General features: G+C 70.7%; 13 protein-coding genes. 10 read left to right on the top strand and 3 right to left on the bottom strand.

All coding sequences use genetic code 11. The features are described from left to right. The first annotated feature begins 102 nt into the window (after positions 1-102). The 3 genes from BM252_RS26235 (at position 103) to BM252_RS26225 (ending at position 5,850) form a co-directional block, all read left to right on the top strand. A complete protein-coding gene (locus BM252_RS26235; protein ID WP_245774460.1) occupies positions 103-2,940 on the top strand; it encodes an EAL domain-containing protein in 2,838 nt (945 codons plus the stop codon). Positions 2,941-3,073: 133 nt separating this feature from the next. Then, positions 3,074-5,272: a serine/threonine-protein kinase gene (locus BM252_RS26230; protein ID WP_093390619.1), complete on the top strand. Its 2,199-nt coding sequence runs from the start codon at positions 3,074-3,076 to the stop codon at positions 5,270-5,272. Next, entirely contained in the window at positions 5,269-5,850 is a 582-nt protein-coding gene (locus BM252_RS26225; RefSeq protein ID WP_093390618.1) for a hypothetical protein, read from the top strand. Before BM252_RS26230 ends, BM252_RS26225 begins: the two co-directional genes overlap by 4 nt. Here BM252_RS26225 and BM252_RS26220 read toward each other — a convergent pair. Beyond that, positions 5,847-7,331, bottom strand: a complete 1,485-nt coding sequence (locus tag BM252_RS26220; RefSeq protein WP_093390617.1) for a sigma-54-dependent transcriptional regulator — start codon at positions 7,329-7,331, stop codon at positions 5,847-5,849. The two genes, BM252_RS26225 and BM252_RS26220, sit on opposite strands and share 4 nt — an antisense overlap. A gap of 212 nt (positions 7,332-7,543) precedes the next feature. Between BM252_RS26220 and BM252_RS26215 the strand changes: the two genes are divergently transcribed. From BM252_RS26215 to ahpF, 7 genes are all read left to right on the top strand, one after another. Beyond that, positions 7,544-7,897 carry a hypothetical protein gene (locus BM252_RS26215; RefSeq protein ID WP_093390616.1) on the top strand — a complete coding sequence of 118 codons (354 nt, stop codon included), beginning with the start codon at positions 7,544-7,546 and terminating at the stop codon, positions 7,895-7,897. A gap of 92 nt (positions 7,898-7,989) precedes the next feature. After that, complete coding sequence (locus tag BM252_RS26210; RefSeq protein WP_093390615.1) at positions 7,990-8,703, top strand: iron-containing redox enzyme family protein; 714 nt, start codon at positions 7,990-7,992, stop codon at positions 8,701-8,703. After that, a complete protein-coding gene (locus BM252_RS26205) occupies positions 8,700-9,734 on the top strand; it encodes a radical SAM protein (protein WP_174900693.1) in 1,035 nt (344 codons plus the stop codon). The genes BM252_RS26210 and BM252_RS26205 overlap by 4 nt, the downstream gene beginning before the upstream one ends. Continuing rightward, positions 9,731-10,282, top strand: a complete 552-nt coding sequence (locus BM252_RS26200) for an EAL domain-containing protein (protein ID WP_245774459.1) — start codon at positions 9,731-9,733, stop codon at positions 10,280-10,282. The genes BM252_RS26205 and BM252_RS26200 overlap by 4 nt, the downstream gene beginning before the upstream one ends. Before the next feature lie 100 nt (positions 10,283-10,382). Then, positions 10,383-10,691, top strand: a complete 309-nt coding sequence (locus BM252_RS26195) for an immunity protein TriTu family protein (protein ID WP_093390613.1) — start codon at positions 10,383-10,385, stop codon at positions 10,689-10,691. Positions 10,692-10,947: 256 nt separating this feature from the next. Further along, a complete protein-coding gene (ahpC, locus tag BM252_RS26190; RefSeq protein ID WP_093390612.1) occupies positions 10,948-11,511 on the top strand; it encodes an alkyl hydroperoxide reductase subunit C in 564 nt (187 codons plus the stop codon). Positions 11,512-11,609: 98 nt separating this feature from the next. Continuing rightward, positions 11,610-13,199, top strand: coding sequence for an alkyl hydroperoxide reductase subunit F (ahpF, locus tag BM252_RS26185; RefSeq protein ID WP_093390611.1), 1,590 nt, complete (start codon positions 11,610-11,612; stop codon positions 13,197-13,199). A gap of 138 nt (positions 13,200-13,337) precedes the next feature. Here ahpF and BM252_RS26180 read toward each other — a convergent pair whose 3' ends face one another. Together BM252_RS26180 and BM252_RS26175 are read right to left on the bottom strand one after the other, a co-directional pair. Further along, complete coding sequence (locus BM252_RS26180; RefSeq protein ID WP_093390610.1) at positions 13,338-14,474, bottom strand: AI-2E family transporter; 1,137 nt, start codon at positions 14,472-14,474, stop codon at positions 13,338-13,340. Next, entirely contained in the window at positions 14,471-14,953 is a 483-nt protein-coding gene (locus tag BM252_RS26175; RefSeq protein ID WP_093390609.1) for a cyclic nucleotide-binding domain-containing protein, read from the bottom strand. Before BM252_RS26175 ends, BM252_RS26180 begins: the two co-directional genes overlap by 4 nt. Positions 14,954-15,003 lie beyond the last annotated feature (50 nt).

Raw genomic sequence — 15,003 nt, 5'->3', positions numbered from 1 at the left:
GCGCCGCGATTCTTGCCGCCACGTCCACAAGTTCCCCGGCGGTGCGGCCGGAACGGCTACAATTAAGGCCGCCGCCCCGCCCACCCCGTTTTGGATAGTTCAGTGCCCGACCGCCCGTCCCCCACCGCCGCCCGTTCCACCTTGGTTTTGTCCGCGCTGCGCCGGCTCGGCCGCGGCGCCCGGCTGCTGGTGCTGCTGGCGCTGCCGGCCGCCGCCGCCGCCGCGCCGCCGCTCGAGCGGGTCGTGCTGCAGCTCAAGCACAGCCACCAGTTCCAGTTCGCCGGCTACTACGCCGCGCTCGAGCAGGGCTACTACCGCGAGGCCGGCCTCGACGTGCGCCTGCTCGAGGGCAGCGACGGCAACGAGCCCGAGCGCGCCGTGCTGGCCGGCCGCGCCGCCTACGGCGTCGGCAGCAGCAGCCTGCTGCTGGCGCGCCTGGCCGGCAAGCCGCTGGTGGTGCTGGGCGTGGTGTTCCAGCATTCGCCCTACGCGCTGGTGATGCGGCAGAGCGGCGGCGAGCCGGACATCCAGCGCGTCGACGGCAAGCGCGTGATGATCGGCTCGCTGACCGACGAGCTGACCCACGCCGACGAGCTGCTGGCCTACCTGAAGAAGGAGGGCATCCCCAGCTACCGGCTGCAGCGCGTCGAGCACAGCTACCGCCCCGAGGACCTGGTCAGCGGCAAGGTCGACGCCCAGTCGATCTACGTCACCAACGAGCCCGACCTGCTGGACCGCCTCGGCTTCCCCTACGACATCTACACGCCGCGCGCGGCCGGCATCGACTTCTACGGCGACAACCTGTTTACCAGCGAGCGCGAGCTGGCCGACCACCCGCGGCGGGCGCAGGCCTTCCGCGCCGCCAGCATGCGCGGCTGGCAGTACGCCATGGCCCACCAGGAGGAGATCGCCGAGCTGATCCTCAACAAGTACTCGCGCCGCCACGACCGCCAGCACCTGCTCTACGAGGCGCGCCAGATGGTGCCGCTGGTGCAGCCCGTGCTGGTCGAGATCGGCTACATGAACCCGGCGCGCTGGCGCCACATCGCCGACGTCTACGCCGACCTGGGCCTGCTGCCCAGGGGCGTCAACTTCGACGGCTTCCTCTACCAGGGCGACGACGGCAACGCCCGCCTGAAGTGGTTGTACCGCGTGCTGGGCGGCGTCGGCGCGCTGCTGGCGCTGGCGGCGGCGGTCCACTTCAGCCTGCTGGCGCGCGAGCGCCGCCGCGCCGAGGAAACCATCCGCAAGGGCGAGCTGCGCTTCCGCACCATGTTCGAGGCGGCGCCGATGGGCATCGCCCTGATCGACGCGGCCAGCGGCCAGTTCCGCGACGCCAACCCGCGCTGCCTGGCCATCGCCGGGCGCGGCGAGGACGAGCTGAAGGCCGCCAGCTGGCTGGCGATCAGCCATCCGGACGACGCCGCCGCCGAGCGCGAGCAGATGGCCGGCCTGAACGCCGGCCGGGTCGGCGGCTACAAGCTGTCGAAGCGGCTGCTGCGGCCGGACGGCGCGGTGGTCTGGGTCGACGCCTCGGTGGCCGCCATCGGCAGCGCCGCCGGCGGCCATCCGCACCACCTGTGCATGGTCGAGGACGTCACCGAGAAGCGTGCGGCGGAGGCGCTGATCTGGCAGCAGGCCAACTTCGACGCCCTCACCGAGCTGCCCAACCGGCGCATGTTCCACGACCGCCTGGCGCACGACCTGGCCAAGAGCCGGCGCGACGGCACGCGGGTGGCGATCCTGTTCATCGACCTCGACCACTTCAAGGAGGTCAACGACACGCTGGGCCACCACCAGGGCGACATCCTGCTGATCGACGCGGCGCGCCGCATCGGCGCCTGCGTACGCGAGTCGGACACGGTGGCGCGGCTGGGCGGCGACGAGTTCACCGTGATCCTGCCCGAGCTGCCGGCGGCGGGCGGGCTGGAGCGGGTCGAACGGATCGCCCAGCAGATCATCGACAGCCTGCTGGCGCCGTTCGCGCTGGGCCAGGAGCAGGCCTTCGTCTCGGCCAGCATCGGCATCACCCTGTTCCCCGACGACGGCGTCGACATCGAGGACCTGCTCAAGCACGCCGACCAGGCGATGTACGCCGCCAAGGGCGCCGGGCGCAACCGCTTCAGCTACTTCACCCCGGTGCTGCAGGTGGCGGCGCAGAACCGCATGCGCCTGACCAACGACCTGCGCGGCGCGCTCAAGGGCGGCCAGCTGGAGCTGTACTACCAGCCCATCGTCCACCTGCGCAGCGGCCGCATCCACAAGGCCGAGGCGCTGATCCGCTGGAACCATCCGCTGCGCGGCCTGGTCAGCCCGCTCGAGTTCATCCCGCTGGCCGAGGCCAGCGGCCTGATCATCGACATCGGCGAGTGGGTCTTCCAGCAGTCGCTGCAGTGGGTGGCGCGTTGGCGCCGCGAGCACCATCCGGAGTTCCAGGTCAGCATCAACCAGTCGCCGCTGGAGTTCCAGCGCGAGGGCGGCTACCGCGGTTGGCTCGGCCAGCTGCAGGCGCGCGGCCTGCCGGGCCAGTCGCTGGTGGTCGAGATCACCGAGGGCCTGCTGCTCGACGCCAGCAGCGCCGTCACCGACAAGCTGCTGTTGCTGCGCGACGCCGGCATCCAGGTGGCGCTGGACGACTTCGGCACCGGCTACTCCTCGCTGTCGTATCTGAAGAAGTTCGACATCGACTACTTGAAGATCGACCGCTCCTTCACCCGCAACCTGGCGCCGGAGTCGAGCGACATGGCGCTGTCGGACGCGATCATCGTCATGGCCCACAAGCTGGGCCTGCGCGTCATCGCCGAGGGGGGCGAGACCGAGCAGCAGCGCGCCCTGCTGGCCGGCGCCGGCTGCGACTACGGCCAGGGCTACCTGTTCGCCCGGCCGATGCCGGCCGCGCAGTTCGACGCCCCGCTCAAGGCCCAGCCGCCGGCCGGCTGAGCCCGAGCCGGGGCGCGCCGCCGCCGATAATTAATAAATCCAGTATATAATTTGACAATTATCCCCGTGGCGGGTGGCGGCTGGGCGCCATCCCGTTACGCCCCAGGCCTCCAGACGGAAGGACAATTGAGCCATGCAGGCAGCTGTCACCACAGCCTCGTCGGGGCTCGGGCTGTGCATCGGCCACTTCCAGCTGCGTGCGCGCCTCGGCGAGGGCGGTTTTGGCGAAGTGTTCGAGGCCTGGGACGGCAAGCTGCAGCGCTGCGTCGCGCTGAAGCGCTTGCGCGGCCCGTCCGGCTTGGTCGGCGCCGAGCGCCTGGTGGCCGAGGCGCGTCTGGCCGCCTCGCTGCGCCACCACGCCTTCGTCCACATCTACGCGCTGGAGGAGCAGGACGCCACCCAGTCGATCGTGATGGAGCTGGTGCGCGGCGCGACGCTGCGCGCCAACGGCGACGGCATGGCGGCGGCGCGGGCGCTCGACATCGCCGGCCAGGTGGCGGCGGCGATGGCCGAGGCGCACGCCAGCGGCCTGGTACACGGCGACCTGAAGCCGTCCAACCTGATGCTCGAGCCGTCCGGCCTGGTGCGCATCCTCGACTTCGGCCTGGCGCGCCAGATCGATCCGCTGGCGACCCAGTCGCTGGCGCCGGCCGGCCTGGAGGGCACGATCGCCTACATGGCGCCGGAGCGGCTGCGCGGCGCCGCGCCCGACCAGGGCGGCGACATCTACGCGCTCGGCATCATCCTGTACGAGTTGCTGGGCGGCGCGCGGCCGTTCGCCGGCCTGCAGGGTCTGGCGCTGGCCGCCGCCCAGCTGCAATCGAGCTCCGCGCAGTGGCCGTTCCGGCCGGACACGCCGCCGGCGCTGCGCGCACTGGTGCTGGCGATGACGGCGCCCGAGCCGCCGCGGCGCTTGGCGACGATGGCGCTGGTGTGCCGGCGCATCGCCGCGCTGGCGCCGGCGGCCGGCGCGCCGGCGTGGCCGGCCGAGCCGGCCGAGCCGGCCGCCGCGCCGTGGCGGCGCCGCGCCGCGCTGGCGTGGCGGCGCGCCGCGGTGCCGCTGGCGCTGGGCGCCGGGGCGCTGCTGTGCGCCGCCGCCGTCTGGCTGTGGCTGCCCTCCGACTGGCGCCTGCGCGACTGGGCGCCGTATGCCGAACAGCCGACGCTGCAGGCCGGCCTCGACGGCCTGCGCCACTCCGACCGCGACGGCGCGCTGGATGCCGCGCTGGCCCGCTTCGAGCAGGTGCTGGCGCACCGGCCGCGCCACGCGGCGGCGGCGGCCGGCGCCTCGCTGGCGCAGAGCCTGCACTACATCGGCGACGGCCGCGACGAGGCCTGGTTGCTGCGGGCCGAGGCGAGCGCCCAGTTGGCGCTGCGCGAAAACGACCAGCTGGCGCTGGCCCACGCGGCGCGCGCCTGGGTCGAGGCGCAGCGCGGCAACTCGGCGGCGGCGCTGGCGGCGGCCGGGCGCGCGCTGGCGCTCGAGCCGGGCGAGCTGTTCGCCTGGCAGATCAAGATCAGCGTGTTGCAGCGCCTGCAGCGCTACGGCGAGGCGCAACAGGCGCTCGACGCGGCCATGGCGCGCCATCCGGGCGAACGGCTGTTGACCGACCTGCTGGGCACCCAGGCGTTCCAGCGCGGTCGCTACGCCGACGCCGAGCGCGCCTTCCGCGCCAGCCTGCGGCTCGAGCCGGACGCCGTGTTCGCCTACGCCAACCTGAGCGCCGCCCTGCTGCGCCAGGACCGCGGCGAGGAGGCGCTGCGGGTGTTGCAGCAGGGCCTGCAGCTGCGCCCCAGCGGAGTGCTCTACAGCAACCTGGGCACCGTCCTGTTCAGCCGTGGCGACTTCGTCGCCGCGGCCGCCGCCTTCGAGCACGCGGTGTCGGCGGCGCGCGGCGGGCCCAACGATTTCCTGCGCTGGGCCAACCTGGCCGACGCGCTGCGCTGGCTACCCGGGCGCCAGGCGGACTCGCAGCAGGCCTACCGGCGCGCCGTCGAGTTGCTGCGCCCCATGCTCGAGCACAAGCCCGACGACGCCACCTTCCTCTCGCGCATGGGCCTGTATGTCGCCCACCTGGGCGAGGGCGGCGCCGCGCTGGCCTGGACCGCGCGCGCCACGGCGGCGGCGCCGGACAACCCCGACGTGCGTTTCCGCGCCGCGCTGGCCAGCGAGCTGGCCGGCGCGCGCGGCGCGGCCATCGCGCACCTGCGGCGCGCCAAAGAATTGGGCTATCCGGCGCGTCTGATCGCCACCGAGCCCGACCTGGTCGCGCTGCGGCGCGACGCCCTTTACTCCCCCCTGCCGTCCACCACCATGGAAACCGTCAAATGAAGCCATTGTCCGCCGCACCGATCGTGTTACTGAAAGTCAATTTCGACGCCGACCAGCTCAGTTCCCTGCTGCGCTACAGATTGGAGCGGCCGGCCGCCGCCGCCGCCGCCGCCGCGGAACCGCCGCCCGAGCCGGACGACGGCATGTACGCCGACTCGCTGCACTTCGGCCCGGGCGAGCAGCTCAGCGTGCGGGTGGTCGGTGGCGGCGGCCCCGGCTTCGTCGGCTTCCAGGTGGTCGACGCCTGCCTCATCACCCGGCCCCAGGTGCTGCTGCGCGGGGCCGACTTCGGCACGCGATACGCGCCGCCGTCGATGTTCGCGCAGTCGCTCGGCGCCACGCTGGCGCTGGGGCTGGACCTCGACGTCGGGGCGCCGGTGGTCGATCCGGACGGCTACCTGCGGGTCGCGCAGACCTGGAAGTCGACGCTCGACGTGGTCGGCGCCGCCGGCATCTGGGAGCTGTCCTTCGTGCTCACCGTGCGCATCCTGCGCGACGACGGCAGCGAGCCGCTGCGGGTGTTCTTCTTCGACCCCGAAAGCGAGGTCGGCGGCCCGTCGACCGTGAAACGCCACTAGGCCGGCCCGCCGCGTAGGCGCAGGTGGCGCCGCAGCGGCTCGCTCGGCGTGCGCAGCGCGGCGGCGCAGCGCTGCGCGTCCGGCCCGTGCCGGGCCAGCGCCGCGTCGATCTCCTCCGGCGCGATCGCGGCCAGGCTGCGGATGTCCGGATGGGCGTCGATCAGTTTGTACATCGACGGGCGCGACACGCCCAGCGCGAGGGCGGCGGCGCGGATGCGCCAGCCGTTCTGCTGCAGGGCGTCCAGCACCGCCTGCGGGCTCAGCTCAGCCAGCCTGGCGCGTGCCGCCGGCGCCGCGCCGGCCGGCCCGGGCGCGGGCGCCGCCGCCGGCGCGTCGAGGCGGGGCGCCAGGCCGGCGTCGACGTCGAGCAGCGCGCGCTGCACCGCGCCGGCCAGCTGGCGCACGTTGCCGGGCCAGTCGTGGCGGCACAGCTGGTCGACGAAGGCGGCCGGCAGCGCCGGCGCCGCCGCGCCGCCGCGCGCCGCCCAGCCGCGCAGCACCTGGCGGATCAGCAGGCCGATGTCGGCGCGCCGCTCGCGCAGCGGCGGCAGGCGGATGACGAAACCCTCGAGGCGCCGCAGCAGCGGCTGGTTGAAGCCGCCGGCCGCCAGGTCCTGGTCGGTGGCGGCGATCAGGCGGGCCTGCGAGCGCGCGTCGCGGCGCGCGCCCAACGGCCGATACTCGCCCGATTCCAGCACGCGCAGCAGCATCGGCTGGATCGGCGCCGGCGCGTTGCCGATCTCGTCGAGGAACAGGGTGCCGGCGCCGGCCTCGGCGAACCAGCCCGGGCGGGCGGCCAGCGCGCCGGTGTAGGCGCCCTTCTCGGCGCCGAACAGGTCGGCCGCCGCCAGCGCCTCGTTGAGCGTGGCCATGTTGACGGCCACCATGGGCTCGGCGCGGCGCGCGCCGGCGGCGTGGATGGCGCGCGCGGCGACCTCCTTGCCGCTGCCCGTTTCGCCCAGCAGCAGCACCGGAAGATCGGTCGCCGCCGCCTGGCGGATCTGCCCGCGCAGCCGGATCGCCGCGCTGCTCACGCCGAGCAGGGCGGGCATGTCGGCGCCGTCGGGCAGGCGGTCCATCCAATGCAGGCACAACAGGACGGCGCCGCCCAGCCCCAGCACCACGCCGGCGTCGAGCCGGGCGGCGGCCAGCAGCAGCGGCGCGCCGACGGCGGCGCCGTCGACCTCGAGGTGCATGCGGCTGGCCGGCGGCGCCAGCGCGACCTGGCCGTCCGGCCGGTAGTGCAGCCGCAGCGGCTCGCGCGCGACGCAGCGGTGGCCCAGCGGCAGGGCGGCGCCGGCCGGGGCGGCGAACGGCGGCGCGAAGCGGCCGACGGCGACCTCGGCCGACGGGGCGATGAACTGCTCGCCGATCCGCTCGGCGTCCGGGTGCCAGAGGATGGTCAGGGCGAGCAGGCGCGGCGCGTCCTGGCGCGGCGCCAGCAGCGAGGTCAGCGTGTGGTCGGGGTCGGTCGAGGACAAGTCTACTCCAGCGAAGGTGGGACGGCGGCGCGTGTTGACATGTCAACGTTGACACCGTGGTGTGAGCAATTTACACCCAATCGCGGCGCCGCCGCGGTTTTCCCTGCGGCGGGCGGCGCTGCGCGGCTGGCACGCCAATTGCGAAGGGGTAGGGGCGCCCGGCGGCCGTCGTGGCCGTTGGCGCCCTCCACTCCCACTGAAAGGAAAACATCATGAACAATACCCCAAACACCGCTTGCGGCAGCAGCGAAATGGTCGGCGCAATGAGCTTTTGCTCGGTTTGGCCGATGGCCAGGGCCCTGCTGAGCGGCGTGCTGCCCAGCGTCGGCAACGCCAACCTGCGGCTGGCCATCGAGGCCTTGATGGCGGCGGCCAACGCGGTCTGCAGCCCGGCGGCGGCGGCGCAGCTGCGGCTGGAGCAATTCGGTCTGAAGGCGCCGGCCGGGCCGGCCGCCTTCCTGGCCGGCCTGTCCGACAACGAGCTGCAGGTGCTGGCGCAGGTGCAGCGCAACGCCGAACAGCGCGGCGTCGCCACCGCCGACGACGTCGGCGGTGGCATTTTCTAGCCGCCGCCCGCGGTCCTACGCGCGGCCGTCCTGTCGGCGGCCGCGCGGCGGCTGTGCCGCCATCCCCTTTCCCACCGTTGCGAGGCCCCACCATGGAAACCACTTTGCCCGACCGCGCAGCGCCGCGGCCGTCCCTTCCGGCCGCGGCGCTGCCGGCCAGCGCCGCGCTGCGCGCCAAGATCGGCGCGTGCGCCTACAACACCAGCCTGCGCCACCTCGGCACGGCGGTCGGCACGCCGCATTACCAGGACTATTTGTGCCTGTTGCACCAGATCGTGCGCGCCAGCATCCCCCTGATGGAGCTGGCGCGCTCGCGCTGCGACCTCGCCGATCCGCTCGAGGCGCGCCTGGCGCAGTATTTCACCGGCCACATCCGGGAGGAAGGCGGCCACGCCGACATCCTGCTGGCCGACCTGGAACTGGCCGGACTGGACGCCGCCCAGGTGTTGGCGCGGACGCCGGCGCCGGCGCTGGCTGAAATGGTCGGCGCGCAATACTACTGGATACTGCACCACAGCCCGCTGGCGCTGCTCGGCTACATCGCCTTCCTCGAGGGCACGCCACCCAGCCCCGGGGCGATCGCCTACTGGGCGACGGCGACCGGCCTGCCGCCGGCCGCCTTCCACTCGCTGCGCCTGCACGGCGACGCCGATCCGCTGCACCGCCGCGAACTCGACGACTTCATCGACAGCCTGGCGCTCGACGCGGCCGGCACGGCCCTGGTCGGACTGAGCGCGATGCAGGCGGCGCGTCTGGCCGGCGACGCCTGGCTGGCCATGACGCGGCAATGGCGGAGGGCGCGATGACAGCGCCCGGCGGCCTGCCGGTCTCGACGCTGTACGAGCGGCCGCAGGCGCTGCTCAACATCTACTTGACCAACCGCTGCAATCTGCGCTGCCGCCATTGCGGCACCAACAGCGGGCCCGGTGAAACGAGCTTCCTCGCGCTCGACGCGGCGGCGCTGGACAAGCTGCGCCAGGCGATCGCCGTGGCCGGCCTGCAGGGCATCCATGTCAGCGGCGGCGAACCCTTCCTGCGCCGCCGCGACCTGCGCGCGTTGGCGGCGCTGGCGCGCGACTGCGGCGTCCTGCTGGCGATCAACAGCAACGGCTTCTGGGGCACCGCCCCGGCGGCGGCCGAGCGGCTGCTGGAGAGCATGCCCGGCATCACCGAGCTGCTGCTCAGCACGGACCTGTACCATGCCGAATTCCTCGCCGTCGACAAGCTCATTGTCGCCGCCCAGGCCGGCCTGGCGCGCGGCCTGCTGGTCAGCGTGGTGACGACCACGCCGGGCGCCCGCCCCAGCGCGTTCACGCGCCAGCTCGACGCCGGCTTGGCGGCGGCCGGCATCGCGCAGCGGGTGCGCCGCCTATGCCAGGAGCTGGGGCCGACCGCCCGCGCCGAGCCCCTGCGCGAGCATGTGCAGTTCATGTCGGCGCAGCTTCCGCCCGGCGCCTGCCGCCAGCTGCACCGGCCAACGCTGCTGGAGAACGGCACGGTGCTGGCCTGCTGCAACACGACGATCGCGGCGAAGTGCGCGGGCAGTCCACTCATCATGGGACAACTCGACGAGCCCTCGCTGGCCGGCGTGCTGGCGCGCGGCCGCGCGCGTCCCTTGCTGCAGGCCTTGCGCGTGCTCGGGCCGGCGCTGCTGGTGCCGGCGCTGCCGCCGGCGCAGCGCGCGCAACTGGCCGGTCTCTATCCGAAAGACGACATCTGCGCACTGTGCAGCGACATCATGGCCAATCCGGCCGCCGTCGCCAGCCTGGAAAGCGCGTTGCAGGATGGACCGCTGAAGCGCCTGCTCGACGGCGCCACGCTGCTGGCCGCCACTTGATCATCGAGATCGGCGAGTGGGTCTTCCGGCAGTCGCTGCAGTGGGTGGCGCGCTGGCGCCGGGAGCACCACCCAGAGTCCCAGGTCAGCATCAACCTGGCGCCGCTGGAGTTCCATCGCGAGGGCGGCGGCTACCAGGGCTGGCTCGGCCAGCTGCTGGCGCGCGGCCGTCCCGGCCAGTCGCTGGTGGTCGAGATCACCGAGGGCCTGCTGCGCGACGCCGGCATCGAGGTGGCGCTGGACGACTTCGGCACCGGCCACTCCTCGCTGTCGTATCTGAAGAAGTTCGACATCGACTACTTGAAGATCGACCGCTCCTTCACCCGCAACCTGGCGCCGGAGTCGAGCGACATGGCGCTGTCGGACGCGATCATCGTCATGGCCCACAAGCTGGGCCTGCGCGTCATCGCCGAGGGGGGCGAGACCGAGCAGCAGCGCGCCCTGCTGGCCGGCGCCGGCTGCGACTACGGCCAGGGCTACCTGTTCGCCCGGCCGATGCCGGCCGCGCAGTTCGACGCCCCGCTCAAGGCCCAGCCGCCGGCCGGCTGAACCGACGCCGCCTCGTCACGCGCGCGCACTGGCGCAAACTGCGATGCGTACTACAATTGAGTTAATCCATGTTGACCGCTCATTGCGAGGATTACTCATCATGTTGGACATCTTTTTCTCGTGGACAAAGAACGCCCAGACGCTATTGCCATCTGGCGTGCAGATGGAGTTGACGGTAGGGAAGATGTCCGCCAACCCTTCCGCACGTTTGGACTTGGACGCGCCGATGGGAATGGGGCGGGTCACGTGCTGGGAGAGTGGTGATTTTTGCGCGGAAATTCTCGATCCGGACTCGGGCCGGGACGTGTTCGCGCAAAGCGGCGAGTTCAATTCGATTGAGGCCTTGGAGCGGCAGCTGACAGGCTTCCTCGCCACCCTGGGCGCGCCTTCGATTCCGATGTGCAAATAGTCTCGCCGCCACCGGCCCCGCCCCGCCGCCGGGGCGCGCCTTTCCGCCCCCCCTCGCAAGCTTCCGACCGGCAACGCCGTCCCGGCGATTCGTCCGCCGCCGCACCGGCGCGCCGTGGAACGGGGATAATAACGTTTCCATATCGGCCATCGATAGTCAAACTGTATTGAAACAATTTGAACAATCAATTTTCCATATGGACGAAAAAACTTTACACTGCAGTCTCAATGATTCACAACCCCACGAGGAAACCACAATGTCTCTGATCAACACCCAAGTCAAACCTTTCAAAGCCACCGCTTTCCACAACGGCAAATTCGTTGACGTCACCGAAGCTTCGCTGAAAGGCAAGTGGTCGGTATTCGTGTTCTACCCAGCCGACTTCACCTTCGTTTGCCCGACCGAACTGGAAGACCTGGCCAACAGCTACGCCGAATTCTCCAAACTGGGCGTGGAAGTCTACGGCATCTCGACCGACACCCACTTCGCCCACAAGGCATGGCACGACACCTCGGACGCCATCAAGAAAGTGCAATACCCACTGATCGGCGACCCTACCGGCCTGCTGTCGCGTAACTTCGAAGTGATGATTGAAGAAGAAGGCCTGGCCCTGCGCGGCACCTTCGTCATCAATCCAGAAGGCCAGATCAAGGTGCTGGAAGTGCACGACAACGGCATCGGCCGCGACGCCTCGGAACTGCTGCGCAAGGTCAAGGCTGCCCAGTACGTCGCCTCCCACCCAGGTGAAGTGTGCCCGGCCAAATGGACCGAAGGCGCCGCCACCCTGAAGCCATCGCTGGACCTGGTCGGCAAGATCTAAGTCTTGAAGCCAGCAGCAACAGCAACACAGTAGTACCGCGATGCCGGACCGGGCGTCCGGTCCGGCATTCGCCCAAAATTTTGTAAGGAAGAAAAACCATGTTAGATGCAGACCTCAAGTCCCAGTTGAAATCCTATTTGGAAAAAGTGGTGCAACCGATTGAGATCGTCGCATCGCTGGACGACAGCGCCACCGCCCGCGAGATGCAGGAACTGCTCCAGGAGATCGTCCTGTTGAGCGACAAGATCAGCCTGGTCGAGCGCCGCGACGACAAGGAGCGCAAGCCCTCGTTCAGCATCAACCGCCCCGGCAGCGACATCGGCGTGCGTTTCGCCGGCGTGCCGATGGGCCATGAATTCACCTCCCTCGTGCTGGCCCTGCTGCAGGTGGGCGGCCACACCATCCGCTTCGACGACGCGGTGATCGAACAGATCCGCAACCTCGACGGCGACTACGTGTTCGAAACCTTCATCTCGCTGTCCTGCCACAACTGCCCGGAAGTGGTGCAGGCGCTCAACGCGATGGCGGTGATCAACCCGCGCATCAAGGTCACCACCATCGACGGCGGCGTCTTCCCGCAGGAAGTGGAAGCGCGCCAGATCATGGCGGTGCCGATGATGTTCCTCAACGGCGAGCACTTCGGCCAGGGCCGCACCAGCGTCGAGGAGATCCTCGCCAAGCTCGACACCAACGCCGGCGCGCGCCAGGCGGCCGAGCTGAGCAAGAAGGACGTGTTCGACGTGCTGATCGTCGGCGGCGGCCCGGCCGGCGCGGCGGCGGCGATCTATGCCTCGCGCAAGGGCATCAAGACCGGCGTGCTGGCCGAGCGTTTCGGCGGCCAGGTGCTCGACACCCTGGCGATCGAGAACTTCGTCTCCGTCACCGAGACCGACGGGCCGAAATTCGCCGTCGCGCTGGAGCAGCACGTCAAGCAGTACGAGGTCGACATCATGAACACCCAGCGCGCCGTGCAACTGGCGCCGGGCAAGCTGATCGAGGTGACCACCGCCAGCGGCGCCGTGCTCAAGAGTAAATCGGTGATCCTGGCGACCGGCGCGCGCTGGCGCGAGATCAACGTGCCGGGCGAGAAGGAATACCGCAACCACGGCGTGGCCTACTGCCCGCACTGCGACGGCCCGCTGTTCAAGGGCAAGCGGGTGGCGGTGATCGGCGGCGGCAACTCCGGCGTCGAGGCGGCGATCGACCTGGCCGGCCTGGTCAAGCACGTCACCCTGATCGAGTTCGGCGCCGAGCTGCGCGCCGACGCGGTGTTGCAGCGCAAGCTGCGCAGCCTGGCCAACGTGACGGTGATCGTGTCGGCGCAGACCAGCGAGATCAACGGCGACGGCAAGATCGTCAACGGCCTGAGTTATACCGACCGCAACAGCGGCGCCAGCCACCGGGTCGAGCTGGAGGGCGTGTTCGTGCAGATCGGCCTGGTGCCGAACACCGAGTGGCTGAAGGGCGTGGTCGGTTTGTCGCGCCACGGCGAGATCGAAGTCGACGCCCGTGGCCAGACCTCGGTGCCGGGCGTGTTCGCCGCCGGCGACGTGACGACGGTGCCGTTCAAGCAGATCGTCATCGCCGTGGGCGAGGGCGCCAAGGCGGCGTTGGCCGCCTTCGACCACCTGATCCGTTCGGACGACGTGGCCGAGGAGGCGGCGGCGCCGGTGGCCATCGCCGCCTGATATGTAGCGTGACGCGGCGCGGTCAAGGCGCCAGCGGCTTTAACACCACCCAAAGGCGCGGAGCCAGGGTCAGACCCTAGGGTCTGACCCTCGTTTTGTGCCTTTGGGTTTTTTACCGTCGCGGCAGGCGCGACAAATTCACACCACCAGGTCGGCGCTGGCCTGGCGCACGCGCAGCGCGATGGCGTTGCGGTGGCGCGCGCGCAGGCGCGGGTTGGTGATCAGCTTGCCCATGGTCTCGCCGACCACCATCACCACGCCGAGCAGCGGCAGCACCAGCATCAGGCCGGCCACGCCGGCCACCGAGCCGCCGACGAAGATCATCAGCACCGTGATCAGCGGGTGGATGTGCAGGCTGCGCCCCAGGGTCAGCGGCATGAAGACGAAGTCGTCGAGCAGGCGCACCAGGATGAACACGCCGATGGCGCTGTAGGCCACCAGCGGATCGCCCGGCGCGTCGGTCGAGGCCACCGTCACCACCAGCATGCAGCCGACGATCGACCCCACATACGGCACCCAGGCCAGCAGCGCGGCGATCAGGCCCAAGGTCAGCGGCGCCGACACGCCGATCGCCCACAGGCCCATTGCCAGCACCGCCGTGTCGAGCACGGTCAGCTTGATCAGGCCCTGGAAGTAGCGGCGCGCGGTCTGGTCGACCTCGTGCAGCAGGTACAGGGTCTTCTCGAAGAAGGCGTTGGGCACGGCGCGGGCGAGGAACTTCTTGAAGCGCAGGCCGTCGCGCAGGAAGAAGAAGGTGAGGAAGGGCGCCAGCAGCAGCGAGGGCAGCCAGGCCGCCACCGAGACCAGGATGTCGGTCAGGTGCTTCTGCATGAAGCTGCCGGTGAAGCTGGCGAAGCGGCTGTTGATGACCTTGCCCAGGCGGGCCTGGCGCAGGATGGGGAACTTGTCCTCCAGCGCCACCAGGGTGCCGCGCACGAAGGCCAGGCCGCCGTCGAGGTAGTGGCCGAGCAGGTCCTGCCAGGACTCGGCCGGCGCCGACGACCAGAACACGGCGGCGATGCCGGCCAGCGTCAGCACCAGCAGGAACAGGCCGCCGACCAGCAGGGCGGCGGCGTTGTGGCTCAGGCCGAGGCGGATCAGGCGCTGCATCGGCGGCAGCAGGATGTAGTAGAGGATGATGGCGAACAGGAAGGGCACGGCCAGCCACAGCATCTGCTGCAGCAGGAACAGCAGCGCGCAGGTGGTGGCGATGATGCCGCTCCACACCACCGGGCCGGCGCTGTGCGCCTCGCTCAAGCGGTGCGGCGTGTTCATAGGGCTTCGATCTGCGGCTGGCCGGACATCCATTCGCGCAGCCGGCCGCCGATGTGGCGCGCCAGGGCCAGCGAGATCTTGTAGCCGATCACCGCGTCGGTCTCCATCAGGCCCATGAAGTCGGCGCGGAAGAACACCGCCAGCTCGCAGTTGTCGATGGCGCGCGCCTGGGCGTTGCGCGGCGAGTTGTCGAGCAGGGCCAGGTCGCCGAAGAAGGCGCCGGGCGAGAGCTCGGCGACCACCTCGACGCTGCTGTCGAGCTTGCGGCTGATCAGCACCCGGCCCGACATCACCAGGTACAGCGCCTGGCCCTCCTCGCCCTCGTCGAAGATGATCTCCTCGCCGAGGTAGCGGCGCTCGTGCATCAGGCCGTCGACGATTTTCAGTTCGAGCGGGGTCAGCGACGCGAACAGCGGCGAGTCTTTCAAGCGGTGCAGGCGCGGCGACAGCGGCGGTGCTTTCAGTAAACCAAAGAGCAAGGCGACTCCATAGGGTGGATCATTCGTGTAGGCAACATCATTGTCGCCGG

Origin of the sequence: Rugamonas rubra (assembly GCF_900114705.1) — a bacterium.
GTDB lineage: Bacteria > Pseudomonadota > Gammaproteobacteria > Burkholderiales > Burkholderiaceae_D > Rugamonas > Rugamonas rubra.
Note: the sequence above shows the minus strand (reverse complement) of the source record. Positions and strands in the feature narration are given on the sequence as shown.

Excerpts from the sequence above, each read along its gene's own strand:
- BM252_RS26230 (WP_093390619.1), top strand. The coding sequence starts at position 3,074 with ATGCAGGCAGCTGTCACCACAGCCTCGTCGGGGCTCGGGCTGTGCATC.
- BM252_RS26225 (WP_093390618.1), top strand. The coding sequence starts at position 5,269 with ATGAAGCCATTGTCCGCCGCACCGATCGTGTTACTGAAAGTCAATTTC.
- ahpC (WP_093390612.1), top strand. The coding sequence starts at position 10,948 with ATGTCTCTGATCAACACCCAAGTCAAACCTTTCAAAGCCACCGCTTTC.
- BM252_RS26215 (WP_093390616.1), top strand. The coding sequence starts at position 7,544 with ATGAACAATACCCCAAACACCGCTTGCGGCAGCAGCGAAATGGTCGGC.
- BM252_RS26195 (WP_093390613.1), top strand. The coding sequence starts at position 10,383 with ATGTTGGACATCTTTTTCTCGTGGACAAAGAACGCCCAGACGCTATTG.
- BM252_RS26205 (WP_174900693.1), top strand. The coding sequence starts at position 8,700 with ATGACAGCGCCCGGCGGCCTGCCGGTCTCGACGCTGTACGAGCGGCCG.
- BM252_RS26210 (WP_093390615.1), top strand. The coding sequence starts at position 7,990 with ATGGAAACCACTTTGCCCGACCGCGCAGCGCCGCGGCCGTCCCTTCCG.
- ahpF (WP_093390611.1), top strand. The coding sequence starts at position 11,610 with ATGTTAGATGCAGACCTCAAGTCCCAGTTGAAATCCTATTTGGAAAAA.
- BM252_RS26180 (WP_093390610.1), bottom strand. The coding sequence starts at position 14,474 with ATGAACACGCCGCACCGCTTGAGCGAGGCGCACAGCGCCGGCCCGGTG.